We start from the raw sequence: 13,461 nt of genomic DNA, 5'->3' as shown, positions 1-13,461 counted from the left end.
CCCTTACAGCGAATGAATTTTGTTGAGCAGTACTTCAAGGGAGCTGCCCTTGAGTTCGGTGTGCATGTGTTGCACTTTATCGGCAAACAGCGTCTTGTCGGGGTAGATAATTTGCACCCCAGCGGCTTCTACTTCGCGCAGCGCCTCGGCGGTATCCTGAGCCCAGAGTCGGCGCTGTACGGCGACGGATTCATCGGCCGCTTGTTGCAACCACTGCTGTTGCTGTTGCGTTAAGTTATGCCAAATATGTGCGCTGATGATGAGCATATCGGGTACGTAGGTGTGTTCATCTAAGGTGTAGTATTTGCTCACTTCATAATGTTTGGAGCGGTAGAAGCTGGGTGGATTATTCTCGGCGCCATCCACCACACCTTGTTGCAGTGCGGTGTAGAGCTCGCCCCATGAAATCGGTGTGGCCGAGCCACCCAAGGCGTCTATCATGGCGACCGAGGTTTGGCTTTTTTGCACTCGGATCTTTAAGCTTTTGAGATCGTCAGGTGCATGGATAGCTTTATTCGTGGTGTAAAAGCTGCGGCTGCCGGCGTCGTAATAGACTAAGCCGCGCAACCGAACTTTTTCACCCGCAACCAGTAGGTTTTGACCTAAGTCGCTTTCCAGCATGCGCCAAAAATGGTCTTGATCGCGGAATACATAGGGCAGGCTGAAAATTTTCATTTCAGGGACAAAGTTTTCCATGGGGCTGGTAGACACCTTGGTCATGGCGAGGCTACCGATTTGTAACAGCTCCATCATTTCCCGCTCAGAGCCCAGTTGGCCACTGGGGTAGAGATCTATCCGCATGGTGCCGCCGGAGATTTCCACCAAGCGTTCGTTCATCACCAGCATGGCTCTGTGCACGGGGTGGCCGGCGTCAAGTGTGTGGCCGAGCTTCAAAACCACCTTATCGCTGTTGGCTTTGCAGCCCAGAAGGCCACCGATGGCGCAAAGCGCGGCCATTAGGGCTAAAAGTCGGTACATGCTGCACTCCATTATTGTTAGTATTGTGGTCTTACAAAATTATCTTTATTGGTAAGACCAAATGGCTATACTAACATCCTGTTTGAGATTGGTGCAACGGCGAGGACGAGTCTATGGGTAGGTGCTTTTTGTGCCGTGTGGCAATTAGTTTAGTGGGGTTGTGGGTCTTTCAGGTGCAGGCGCAAACGCATTTCGCGGTGGGGCCCCAAGCGCAATTTCGCACCATTCAAGCGGCGATTGATGCGGCTGAGGCGGTGGCGGGGCAGGTGATTATTCACATTGCCGCTGGGCGCTATCAAGAAACTGTGTACATCACCCGCGATCAGCTGGCGCTGGTCGGCGCAGGCCCCACACAAACCATCATCAGTGTGGCGAAATTACGCGAGCATTGGGTGGCCAAGACCGGCACTGACTGGGGTGCGGCGGCGGTCAACATCGCGGCCAGCGACATAGCCCTGCTCGATCTTGCGGTGGAAAATCGCTACGGTTTTGAAACCGGCAATAACGATCACCAGTTTGCGGTGCGTCTGTTGCGAGGCACGCGCATCATTACCGACAATTGCCGCTTGGTAGCCGGCGGCGCCGACACCCTCAGTTTGTGGGATAAAGACGAGGGTATGTACTACCACAGCAATTGTTATTTCGAAGGTTATGTGGACATGGTGTGCCCGCGCGGTTGGGCCTATATCACCAACAGTCGCTTCTATACCCGCGGCGCTCGCTACGCCTTGTGGCACGACGGCGAGCGAGATGAGCGCCAAAAATTGGTGGTGGTAGACTCCAGCTTTGATGGCGAGCCGGGCTTTCAGCTGGGTCGGCGTCACTACGATGCTCAGTTTTGGTTAGTGAACCCTCGCTTCGCGCCAAGCCTCGCTGATCAGCCGATATTTCGTAAAACCTACCCCGAAGAACCGGCGCGCGATAGGCCCAACCGCTGGGGTGAGCGCAGCTATTTTCGGGGCGCGCAAATGATCGATGGCTCGCCCATCCCGACCTGGGCGCAAGACAATATGCCCGCCGTCGAAGTGAGCGCCAAATGGGCGTTTGATGGTCGCTGGGACCCTGAGGCGGACTTGGCCGCATGGCGAAAAAAAGCGGCCCTTTGGCCGCTAAACAAGCACTGAAGATGATGGCTAAGGCGGGCGCCTTAGCCTTGGCTGGGCGCGGGTTAAACCACAGCGCCCATGGGCCAGGGGGTGAATTCGTTGTCGCCATAGCCAAGCAGTTCACTCTTGGTGCGCTCGCCCGAAGCGACGCGCAAAATGGTGTCAAAAATCTCTTCGCCCGAGGCCTCTAAGCTGCCACCCTCGATAGCTTTGCCACAATTGATGTCTATGTCACCGGTCATGCGCTCGTACAGCGCCGTGTTGCTGGCAAGCTTTAAACTCGGCACGGGTTTGTGGCCGAAGGCCGAGCCGCGGCCGGTGGTGAAGCACACCACATTGGCGCCCGAGGCCACTTGGCCGGTAACAGACACAGGGTCGAAGCCCGGGCTGTCCATAAACACCATGCCTTTCTCTTTAACCTGTTCAGCGTATTGATACACCGCGCGCAAGTTAGTGGAGCCGGCCTTCGCCATAGCGCCTAAGGATTTCTCGAGGATGGTGGTCAAGCCGCCGGCCTTGTTGCCGGGCGAGGGGTTGTTGTTTAGTTCCACCCCGTTCATCAGTGTGTAGTTTTCCCACCAGCTGATTAAATCGACGATGGCTTGGGCGCTCTCTGGCGTCTCGGCGCGCTGGGTTAGCAGGTGCTCGGCGCCGTAAATTTCCGGGGTTTCCGAATAAATCACGGTGCCTCCTTGAGCCACGAGGGTGTCGGCCGCTTTACCCAAAGAGGGGTTGGCGGTAATTCCGGAAAAGGCATCGCTGCCGCCGCATTGCACGGCGAGGGTGAGATGACTGGCATCGGCGGCCTGGCGTTTCACCGCGTTCACCCTAGGCAGCATCTCGCGAATGATACCCAGGCCGTGGTCTATGGCTTTCGCCGTGCCGTCTACATCCTGAATGTTGTAGGCGCGGAAAAATTCGGATTCTACCAAGCCATAGTTGCGCATTAGCTCCGTCAGTTGCATCGCTTCGCAGCCTAAGCCGAGAGTAATCACGCCGCCGAAGTTCGGGTGTACGGCGTAGCCTGCTAGGGTGCGTGCAAGAATGTGGCCGCCCCGGCTGTTGGGGTTCATGCCGCAGCCGGAGCTGTGCACCAAAGGTACTATGCCGTCGATATTGTCAAAGCCATCAAGTAGTTGGCCAATGCGCGCCTGCTCGGCAATATGCCGTGCGGCGGTGGCCGAGCAATTAACCGTGGTGACCAGGGCGATAAAATTGCGCGTGCCAACTTTACCGCTGGGGCGATGGTAGCCCTGAAATTGGCGCTTGGCCGCAGGCGGCACGAATTGGGTTGGGCGGGTCTGGCTACAAAAGGCAAAGTCGCGCTCGAAGTTGCCCATGGCGCAGTTGTGGGTGTGGATGTGCTCGCCCGCGGCAATGCTCTGTGTGGCCTGACCAATAACCTGGCCATACTTGAGTATCTGCTCGCCGGCAGCGATGCCCTTGCTCGCCACTTTGTGCATTTTTGGAATGTCTGTGCAGGCCCTTAGGCCCTTATCTAGTTCGAGGCCCTTAGGCAGCGCGTCGAGCGCTACCAATAAATTGTCGTGCGGGTGCAGGCGTAAGGTTTTCATAATTCACATTTCGCGGGTTGTTAGCCAATAGGCTTAAGAATATGGTTTTATTGGTATTACCACAATGGAGGAAGTCGACATTTCTTCTGATTTCCTCTGCTATTAATAACTTTGCTTTTTCTTGATCATCTAAAATTTTCTTTATAGATCAAGCACTTACCGTCTTATTTTCTGCGTTTGGTAGATTATTTTTAAAATTGGTAATACCAAACTGTTGAAATTTGGTATGTATTGGGTGACTATTCGATGCATCGCGCACTCATTGAAAAATAATGAAGCAGGTTGCTCCAAATGCCTGCTTCAGCCACAAGTGCTGGATATTGCCGCCTCGGCATTAGGTATGGCTGCGATGTCCGCGGCAATGTTGGGTGGCAATGGGTTGTATCAGGAAGGGTTGCAGTCCCATGTATTAGGTGGGCATGCACTACAATTTTTAACTGCACTCTTGGGTAGTGTAGGTTGATGGCCGGTTTCCGGCCGTTTGCTTTTTAATTGCGGGTTATCGCTAACGACATTTTTAATAGGGCTGGGTTGAATGCAACGTCGAGAATTTCTAAAAACCTTACCGGTAGGAGCGTTCGTATTAACCGGCACAGGTTGTGCGACCGATAACAAAACGGTGCCGGCAGATGATTGGGCGAGGGCTGCATTAATTGAAGCCAGTATCCAAGTAACGGAATTTCCAGATAGAGATTTTTCGGTTGAAGATTTTGGTGCGCGTGCCGATGGCGAAAGCGATAGTAGCTTGGCGATTAATCGGGCTATCGCCCATTGCCATGCTGCGGGTGGCGGGCGCGTATTGTTATCTGAAGGTGTGTATCGCTCCGGCGCAATACATCTGCTGTCGAATGTGAACCTACATGTGGCCGCCGGTTCAAAAATTCACTTTTTCACCGACCCGAAAAAATACCTGCCGGCCGTGCTTACCCGTTGGGAGGGGATGGAGATCATGGGCTACTCGCCCCTGATCTATGCCTATAAGCAAGACAATATCGCAATCACCGGTGCCGGTATTCTGGATGGCGGCGCCGACGATCAAACCTGGTGGCCTTGGAAGGGCAAGCACAGTGAGCAGCATTGGGATTTAATTCCAGGCGAAGACCAAAAGCCGGCCCGAGATAGGTTGCAAGAAGACGTGTTGCGCGGTGTGCCCGTGGCCGAAAGGTTGTACGCGGACGGGTCGTTTTTGCGCCCAGCTTTTGTGCAACCCTATGCTTGTACGCGAGTTTTAATTGAGGGTGTTAGCATTGTTCGCTCGCCGTTTTGGCTGGTCAACCCTGTTCTGTGCGAAAGTGTCACTGTGCGGGGTATCACCTGTACCAGTCATGGTCCTAATAATGATGGTTGCGACCCGGAAAGTTGTAATTTGGTATTAATAGAAGATTGTTTGTTCGACACGGGCGACGACTGCATTGCACTAAAGTCTGGGCGCAATGAAGATGGCAGGCGTATTGGCGTGCCGATTCAGAATGTGCTGATTCGCAATTGCGCTATGCGCGACGGCCACGGCGGCTTAGTGATCGGCAGTGAAATCTCCGGCGGTGCACGCAATATTTTTATGGAAGACTGCACCATGAATAGCCCGCATTTAGAGCGTGCCTTTCGCTTTAAAACCAATGCGCGACGCGGTGGTGTGATTGAGCATGTGCGGGTCCGTAACGTCAAAATTGGTCAAGTCCAAGAGGCTTTAGTGGTCAATTTTTTCTACGAAGAGGGCGACAAAGGCCAGTTTTTGCCGCAGGTAAATGATCTTGTGATTGAGAATGTGGAGTGCAAACAGGCCGAGCGGGTGTTTCATTTGCGCGGCTTTAAAAACAACCCCGTGGGCGCTATCACCGTTCGGAACTCCAGTTTTGAGCATGTTTCCGGTGCTGATGTCATTGAATACGCGCCTCAGTTGACGCTAGAGAATGTGCGTCGTTAGTTGTTAACTCGCTGTTTTATATAGCTTTTATTTTCCTGCCGGGCGAGTGGTCGTTGATCTGCCTGCGGTATGTGGCGCCTTAGGGCGCTAAACTTTCTTTGCTGTTGCCTACCTCACCCTTCTATTTAAGCTCGGCGGACTTTGGTTTATTTCCGGTTAGTTCGAAAAATTGTTTTGGTATTACCAATTGGAAGCTAGAAGTGGTTGATTTGGTAATATTGGTATGTCAGTATGATTCGCGTTACCGCTTGGTAATGGCAACTAGGTCCCTAATGATAATTTGAAGGCCTTATCCTTCACTGAATACATAAAAAGCATAAAGATTCGGGAGATGACAATGAGAGTGTTAAATTTCAAACTCAAGCCACTGGTGTGTGCCGTGGCCATGGCGACACCAGCCTTCGCGCCCTTTGCTCTAGCTCAGGATGGCGAGATGCTAGAAGAGGTTGTAGTAACCGCCAGTTACCGCGAAAGTCTGGCGAGGGCATTGGATCAAAAGCGCGATGCCGTCGGTTCGCGCGATGTGATCTTGGCCGAGGATATCGCCGATTTTCCTGACTTAAACTTGGCTGAATCTCTGCAGCGTATCCCGGGTGTGGCTATTTCCCGCGATGCCGGTGAGGGTCGCAATGTGTCAGTGCGTGGTTTGGGTCCACAGTTTACTCGTGTACGCATTAACGGCATGGAGGCAATGTCAACAACAGGCGGCACTGACTCATCAGGTGGCGCAAACCGCAGTCGTGCCTTTGATTTTAATACCTTCGCCTCTGAATTATTTAGCTCTATGGCGGTTAACAAGACGTCATCAGCCGATTTGGATGAGGGTTCGCTAGGTGCGGTGATCGATCTATCTACTGCCAAGCCGCTGGATTACAAAGATTCATTGACCGTGGCAGTATCGGGTCAATTGGGTTACAACGACCTAGCAGAAGAAACCGATCCGCGTGGTTCCATTTTGGTGGCAGGAAAAAATGACGCCGACACTTTTGGTTGGGGCGCCACCTACTCTTACTCTAAGCGCAATATCTTGGAAGAGGGTTTCAGTGCGGTGCGTTGGTCTAGCGAGCGGGATTTCGCCAGTTGTTCCGGCTGTGCGGATCAGGCCGAGTTCGATACCGTGAATGGCGGAATCTACCCACGTATTCCACGCTACGGTAAATTGACGCACGAGCAAGAGCGCACCGGATTTACCGGCACCTTGCAATGGCGTCCTACCGATAGCACTGAGTTTTCTTTAGATTACCTAGGCTCTGAGTTTGATGCGACGCGCGACGAAGAATTTGTCGAAGTAAGTATCAAAGAAAGTGGCAATGCCAACGAAATGGATGTGTTGGATTATGCAATAGACGCAAACAACACATTAACCTATATGCAGTTGGATAACGTCGATACCCGTATTGAGCATAGATTTGACAAGCTCAATACTAAATTCCAACAACTGTCTTTGACCGCCAGTCATGAATTCAATGACAAATTGCGCATTGACGGCTTAATTGGTCGTTCAGAATCTAAGTTCGAAAACCCGGTGCAAACCACTATCATTTTCGATGCGGTTAATCAAAGTGGGCCTTTCACCTATGATGCGCGCAGCGACAGTGAATTCCTTGATTTAGATTGGGGTACATTTGACCTCACCGATGGCGACAACTTCATGTTTACTGAGGTGCGGGATAGGCCAAATCAGACCGACAACAGTTTCGAAAATGTCTCGATAAACCTCGAGTATGATTTAACGGATACTTGGAGTGTTAAAGGTGGTGTGTCAGTTAAGGAATATACCTTTGATGTGACCGAAGCGCGCCGCGATACCAAGCTATCGGCCATCGGTGGCAACCAACCAGTGGACGGCTTGTTCAGCCTAACCAGTTTAGCAGAAGGCAGTAACATAATTTGGCTGACGCCTGATGTAAGCAAAGCAGCAGCGGCCGTCGATTTGTATAACTTGCCTGCGCAATTGCGCGACCAAGACGATCGCTCGGTTGAGGAAACGGATACGGGTTTCTACGTTCAAGCGTCTTGGGATAGTGAAATATCCGGTATGCCACTGCGTGGCAATATTGGTGTGCGCCAGGTGACTACTGACGTTACCAGCACCGGTTATACAAAAGTCGGTAGCGATTTAGTAGAAGTAGAAGTGAACCGGGAGTACACCGATACGCTACCTTCATTAAATGCGGTACTCGCTGTTACTGAAGACATTAACCTGCGCTTCTCCTATGCAAAAGTGATGGCTCGCCCAGATTTGGGTAACTTGACGCCAGGCGGTTCGGTTGATCAGTTCAACGGCAACGTAAAATTTGGCAACCCAGATCTAGATCCCTTCCGTGCGGATACCTTTGACTTAGGTGTTGAATGGTACTTCGCTGATGACGCGTTGATTTCATTGGCCTTGTTCCGCAAGAAAATAGACTCTTTTATTATCAGCACCACTGAAGCCGGCCAGACATGGGATTCTACTGGCTTGCCAGTTTCGATTCTCGATCCTAGTTTAAACTTCACCGAAGATGACCTTTGGACTGTTAGTAAAAAAGCTAATGGTAACGGCGGTGATTTGAACGGCTTTGAAATGATCTGGCAGCAGCCGATTGGCGATAGTTTCGGTGTTATTACTAACTATACTTTCGTAGATTCAGAAGTGGAGTATGGTACCGACGGCAATGGCGATATCATTAAGAATGATTTGCTCGGCCTATCTCGCAACACCTACAACATTACCGGTTACTTTGAAACCGATAAAATGGGCGCACGTATTTCCTATTCTTATCGCGACGATTATTTAACGGCAGTGCCGAGCGGTAGCGCGGGTAATGACCTAGAGGGGACTAAGGGTACAGCCAATATCGATTTGGCCGCGCACTATAACCTTTCCGATAACCTGAAGCTCACCTTCGAGGCGATTAACTTAACTGATGAGTACAACAGCCAGTTTGTGGATTCATCAGAGCGTAGTTCTGTTTACCACCATACTGGTCGTCAATACTATTTAGGCGCTGCTTACTCTTTCTAAGTTGCGACGCATAGTTTGATCGATGAATTGGAGGCACAGGGATGTGCCTTTATTTTTATGAGATTAATTGAAAGTAAATGTATGAAAAATTTTCTACTGCTGTTCTCGATAACCTTGCTTACACTCGGTTGTGATGTTGATACACAAACGAAAGAGACTCTTCCTCAATTGGTAAAGCCGTCTGCTGATGTTGTGGCGACCGTAAAGCTCAGTAATCCCTCTGAGTTTGAACGCAACGATGAGTTAGTATGGCTGCCGCTTGAGCGCCTTGGCACATTAGAGGCGCCCTTATCTGTGTGGCTCGAGAGCGACGAAGTTCCGTCTCAGTTGGTCGATGGCGACGGCGATGGCAATATTGATCATCTCGTGGCGCTGGTTGATTTAGCGGCCGCTGAAAAAATGGTTTTGGCGGTTAAGGCGCAGCCTTCAAACATGAGCTTAGCCTCGCGTACCCAGGCTGAGATCTCTATAAAGCAGGGCGGTGCTTGGCAAGAGAAAAAATACATCGGCGGCCAGTTTGTTAATGTCGACAAGCTAATAGCGCCGATAGAGCACACGGACCACTCAGAATATATTCGCTATGAAGGGCCGGGAATTGAGTCCGATAAGGTTGGCTACCGGATTTACCTCGATTGGCGCAATGGCTTCGACATTTTTGGCAAGAGTCAGCCGGCTCTCGCGTTGCAGAAAGTGGGATTGGACGGCTTTGAGTCCTACCACCATGCAGCCGATTGGGGCCTAGATATTTTGAAGGTGGGTGAGTCACTCGGCATGGGTGGTTTTGGCTACTGGCACGGGGACAGAGTAGAGCGCGTTGCTCATGCCGATTCCCGCGCAGTTACAATTTTGCAAAATGGACCTTTGGTATCGTCTTTTGCTATTGATTATGGCGCATGGGCTGTTGCCGATAAGCGCGTCGATTTGCGTGCTGTCTTTACCATGCAGGCGGGCAGTCGTTTAGTGCATGTGCAACTGCAGGCAAATGAGCCGATTGAGCCTTTAGCTATTGGGCTTGGTAAAGCACCTGAAACAGTTTTTCTGTCGAGCGACGATAATCTGACCGGGCACGCCTATGCCCATGTTGGTACTTGGGGTAAGCAAAGTCTTGCGGGCGACAATCTCGGTATGGGTTTACTGTTCAAGCAGGGCTTAAGAACAGATCAAACTGAGGATGCGCACAACTGGGTGTCAGTCATGAAATCGCCCAGTGGCACCCTAGATTATTATTTCTTAGCGGCTTGGTCGGGTGAACCTGACGGTATCAAAACCGAACAGGGTTTTAAAACGTTACTTGAGCGCGAGGCTGAAAAGCTTACCTTAAAGCTGCGTGTTTCGATCGATAGTCAATTGAGTGCTAGCTTGCGCTTAGATCAGCCGAGTGCTGAGTCGGTGTTGGATATTGCCGAGCGCATGGCCGATACCGAGTACCGAACCAAAGCAAAAGACTTGCGCAATGGCGGCTGGGACCCAGAGCGCGATAGGCCGGCGCGCTGGGAGTACACTACGGGTTTACTCATGCAAGCCTTTGATGATTTAAGTCGCGCCGGTGCAGATCCAAAATTTTCCGCTCTTGCCGAGCAAACCATCAGTTCATTCATCGATGAGCAAGGCAATATTTCTAGCTATCGTAAAGATGTCTTTAATATCGACGATATTAACGCTGGGAAAATGCTACTGCGACTCTATCAGCGCACGGGTGAAGAAAAATATAAGCTCGCCGCAGGCCTCTTGCGCGATCAACTTTCACATCACCCGAAAACCACCAATGGTGCCTTCTGGCATAAGCAGCGTTACCCCTTTCAGTTGTGGCTTGATGGCGTGTATATGGGTATGCCCTTCTTGGCCGAGTACAGTAAACAATTTGAACAGGGCGAAAGCTTTGCCGAAGCCGTGCATGAGTTTGAAGTGGCAAAAGAAAAGTTAAGTGCCCCAAGTGGCTTGCTGTTTCACGCTTGGGATGAAAAAGCCGTGCAAAATTGGGCTGACCCAGAGACTGGTCTATCTAAATATCATTGGAGCCGAGGCATGGGTTGGTATGCCATGGCCTTGGTTGATGTGTTGGAAATACTGCCTGAAGATCAGCGCGAATTACGCGCCATTTTACAGCAGCAATTAACTGAGTTGGCCGTTGTGTTGGTACGCTATCAAGATGAATCTGGCGTGTGGTATCAAATTACGGATATGCCAAATGCCACGGGTAACTATTTAGAGGCATCGGCATCGTCCATGTTCGTTTACGCCTTGGCTAAGGGGATTAATCTAGGCCTGCTACCCGAGACTTATAAGGTCGCCATGATGGACGGTTATCGGGGTATTGTGCGGGAATTTGTTAGCCTCGATCCCGATGGCGATGTACATTTAAATGGTATTTGTCAGGTTGCTGGCCTCGGCTTCGGTCGCGATGGCAGCTATCACTATTATCAGAGCGAGCCCATTGTTGCCGACGATATTAAAGGCATGGCGCCTTTTCTTATGGCTAGCGTACAAATTAGTAAATTACTTTCGAGGTAAAAAATGTCTAGCATGTCCTGTGATGAACGCTTTGCGGTTCATCAAGATGATTACAAGTCTTACGATATGGCGAAATTGCGCCGCCATTTTTTAGTCAAAGACTTATTTAAACCCGATCACTTAGCCTTGACCTACACCCATTACGATCGCTTTCTCGTGGGCGGCGTCATGCCGGTTAGTGAGTCTGTTGCTCTCACGTCTCCTGAGTTGCTAAAAGCTAAAGCATTTTTAGATAGGCGTGAGCTGGGTGTTATTAATGTCGGTGGCGCTGGTGTGGTAGAGGTGGATGGTGAACGCTATCCGATGGCCTACAAAGAGGCGCTCTATGTTGGTAGCGGTGCACAATCTGTACTGTTCATATCGGATTCAGCGCAAGCGCCGGCTAAATTCTATTTAAACTCAACCCCAGCGCATCATGCTTATCCCACTAGAAAAGTTAGCCGAGCCGATGCCGACGTGGTGCAAATGGGCGCCCTGGCAAGCAGCAATGAGCGCGCTATTAACAAACTGTTGGTTAACAGTGTGTTGCCAACCTGCCAGTTGCAAATGGGCATGACAGAGCTCAAGCCGGGCAGCGTTTGGAATACCATGCCGTGCCATACTCATAGCCGTCGCATGGAAGTCTATTTCTATTTTGAAGTGCCAGAAGATCAAGCCGTGTGTCACTTTATGGGCCCCGCAAATGAGACTCGTCACTTGTGGTTGGCTAATGAACAGGCTGCTGTCTCGCCGCCTTGGTCCATTCACTCGGGCGCAGGCACCAGTAATTATATTTTCATTTGGGGTATGGCCGGTGAGAATCTTGACTACAGCGACATGGATCATTTAACGCCGGCCATGTTGGCGCAAAATGGAGAGCAAGCGTGAACTCTTTATTCAGCCTAGAGGGAAAGTTAGCGCTGGTAACCGGCGCGACTCACGGGCTCGGTATGGCGATGGCCATGGGCTTAGGAAAAGCAGGCGCTCGGCTGGTTATCAATGGCGCATCCTCGCAGGAAAAGTTAGATGCAGCCCTGGTGCAGTATCGCGCCGCCGGTATCGTGGCTGATGGTTTTTTGTTTGATGTGACCGACGAGCAGCAAGTCGCCGATGCCATAGAGAAAATTAACCAGACAATTGCCCCTATCGACATACTGGTCAATAACGCAGGCATCATTAAGCGCACGCCGCTACTGGATATGGCTTTGGTTGATTGGAACCAAGTGATCAACACCGATCTTACCAGTGTCTTTATTGTTTCCAAGGCCGTGGTGCCAGGCATGATTCAGCGTGGCGCTGGCAAGGTTATTAATATCTGTTCGATGATGAGTGAGTTGGGGCGAAATTCGGTTGGCGCCTATGCGGCGGCTAAAGGCGGTTTGAAAATGCTAACCCGCAATATGGCTACCGAATGGGCCAAGCACAATGTGCAGGTCAATGGCATTGGCCCAGGCTATTTTGCCACCAGTCAAACTGCGCCCATTCGCGTTGACGGCAACCCTTTCAATGATTTTATTGTGAGCCGTACCCCAGCAGGCCGCTGGGGTGATCCGGAAGATCTGCAAGGCGCTGCGGTTTTTCTATCGTCAAACGCCTCAGACTTCATCAGTGGTCAAATTCTTTATGTCGATGGCGGCATCCTGGCCACCATCGGCCGGCCAGCAAATGAAGTTTAAAGCGGTAATCAAATAGGTTGCTGATCTATTCATCGTCGTTGTTGAGGCGAGATTGTAGATGCGCGAAATGGCAGTTGTGTTTCAAGTATTTGCGCTGGTCCTTGCTCGATGGCGGCAGATATTGGCGCTTGTCTAATAATTTTCTTTTGCTCAGTGGTTTACATTGCTCTTTCGCCCCACTAGGGGCGTTTTTTTATGTATTAACCAGGGCTGCTTGATTGCGTAGCAAATAGATTGTACGCATATTGGTGATAAGCAGCATGGCTTCTAATAGGCTGCCACCAATTGAACCGAGCCAAATATTATTGAGCAGCCAGCAGAGTGCGCCTAGTAAAAAAACGACTCTTAGTTTTATGCCGGTGCAACAAAATACTGCATAACTACCGATGCAGCCACCCACTAAGGGCAGCCAGTCGGCGGGGTGAGTGATCAAGGGCACGCCAAGGGCTAAGGTTATTGCGATAAAAAGTGCAGCCAGCCATGCCGAATGAAATTTTATCGCTAATGCATTGCGCAGCGCTGAAATTAGAGAGCTTAAACAGGCGGTAATTCCGCCTAAAAGGAAAAAATGGATCGCATTGTTGATATTCAGCAATACCATGAGTTGCTTTAGTCGAAGATCCTGTTGTTGATAAAAACAGGCAATGCCCAGTGCGAAGCTGAGCAGCCCCAAGATTTGTGCGATTAACATATTAGATTATTTTCC

10 protein-coding genes are annotated in these 13,461 nt (G+C 50.7%); 7 read left to right on the top strand and 3 right to left on the bottom strand.

Going from position 1 to position 13,461, the window contains the following annotated elements; translation table 11 throughout:
• Positions 1 to 3: 3 nt before the first annotated feature.
• Entirely contained in the window at positions 4 to 978 is a 975-nt protein-coding gene (locus QWY82_RS01920) for a TRAP transporter substrate-binding protein (protein WP_380736116.1), read from the bottom strand.
• A gap of 113 nt (positions 979 to 1,091) precedes the next feature.
• On the opposite strand from QWY82_RS01920, the gene QWY82_RS01915 reads away from it, so the two are divergent.
• Positions 1,092 to 2,102 carry a pectinesterase family protein gene (locus QWY82_RS01915; RefSeq protein ID WP_290259449.1) on the top strand — a complete coding sequence of 337 codons (1,011 nt, stop codon included), beginning with the start codon at positions 1,092 to 1,094 and terminating at the stop codon, positions 2,100 to 2,102.
• A gap of 44 nt (positions 2,103 to 2,146) precedes the next feature.
• Here the strand turns inward: QWY82_RS01915 and QWY82_RS01910 are convergent, their stop codons facing one another.
• The gene (locus QWY82_RS01910; protein WP_290259448.1) at positions 2,147 to 3,658 is read right to left on the bottom strand and encodes a UxaA family hydrolase; all 1,512 of its coding nucleotides are present in this window, start codon (positions 3,656 to 3,658) and stop codon (positions 2,147 to 2,149) included.
• A 262-nt stretch (positions 3,659 to 3,920) separates the two neighbouring features.
• On the opposite strand from QWY82_RS01910, the gene QWY82_RS01905 reads away from it, so the two are divergent.
• The 6 genes from QWY82_RS01905 (at position 3,921) to QWY82_RS01880 (ending at position 12,755) form a co-directional block, all read left to right on the top strand.
• Positions 3,921 to 4,121 carry a hypothetical protein gene (locus QWY82_RS01905; RefSeq protein ID WP_290259447.1) on the top strand — a complete coding sequence of 67 codons (201 nt, stop codon included), beginning with the start codon at positions 3,921 to 3,923 and terminating at the stop codon, positions 4,119 to 4,121.
• A 72-nt stretch (positions 4,122 to 4,193) separates the two neighbouring features.
• On the top strand, positions 4,194 to 5,582 hold the full coding sequence (locus tag QWY82_RS01900; RefSeq protein WP_290259446.1) for a glycoside hydrolase family 28 protein: 1,389 nt from the start codon (positions 4,194 to 4,196) through the stop codon (positions 5,580 to 5,582).
• Between the two features lie 337 nt (positions 5,583 to 5,919).
• Positions 5,920 to 8,589: a TonB-dependent receptor gene (locus tag QWY82_RS01895; protein ID WP_290259445.1), complete on the top strand. Its 2,670-nt coding sequence runs from the start codon at positions 5,920 to 5,922 to the stop codon at positions 8,587 to 8,589.
• An 81-nt stretch (positions 8,590 to 8,670) separates the two neighbouring features.
• The gene (locus tag QWY82_RS01890; protein WP_290259444.1) at positions 8,671 to 11,100 is read left to right on the top strand and encodes a glycoside hydrolase family 88 protein; all 2,430 of its coding nucleotides are present in this window, start codon (positions 8,671 to 8,673) and stop codon (positions 11,098 to 11,100) included.
• A gap of 3 nt (positions 11,101 to 11,103) precedes the next feature.
• Entirely contained in the window at positions 11,104 to 11,967 is an 864-nt protein-coding gene (kduI, locus tag QWY82_RS01885; RefSeq protein ID WP_290259443.1) for a 5-dehydro-4-deoxy-D-glucuronate isomerase, read from the top strand.
• A complete protein-coding gene (locus tag QWY82_RS01880) occupies positions 11,964 to 12,755 on the top strand; it encodes a gluconate 5-dehydrogenase (protein WP_290259442.1) in 792 nt (263 codons plus the stop codon). The genes kduI and QWY82_RS01880 overlap by 4 nt, the downstream gene beginning before the upstream one ends.
• Before the next feature lie 193 nt (positions 12,756 to 12,948).
• On the opposite strand, the gene QWY82_RS01875 is transcribed toward QWY82_RS01880, so the two are convergent.
• Entirely contained in the window at positions 12,949 to 13,446 is a 498-nt protein-coding gene (locus tag QWY82_RS01875; protein ID WP_290259441.1) for a YgjV family protein, read from the bottom strand.
• Between the last annotated feature and the right edge of the window lie 15 nt (positions 13,447 to 13,461).

The organism is Simiduia curdlanivorans (assembly GCF_030409605.1).
GTDB lineage: Bacteria > Pseudomonadota > Gammaproteobacteria > Pseudomonadales > Cellvibrionaceae > Simiduia > Simiduia curdlanivorans.
The sequence above is the reverse complement of the archived record's forward strand: the minus strand, read 5'-3'. Positions and strand labels throughout refer to the sequence as shown.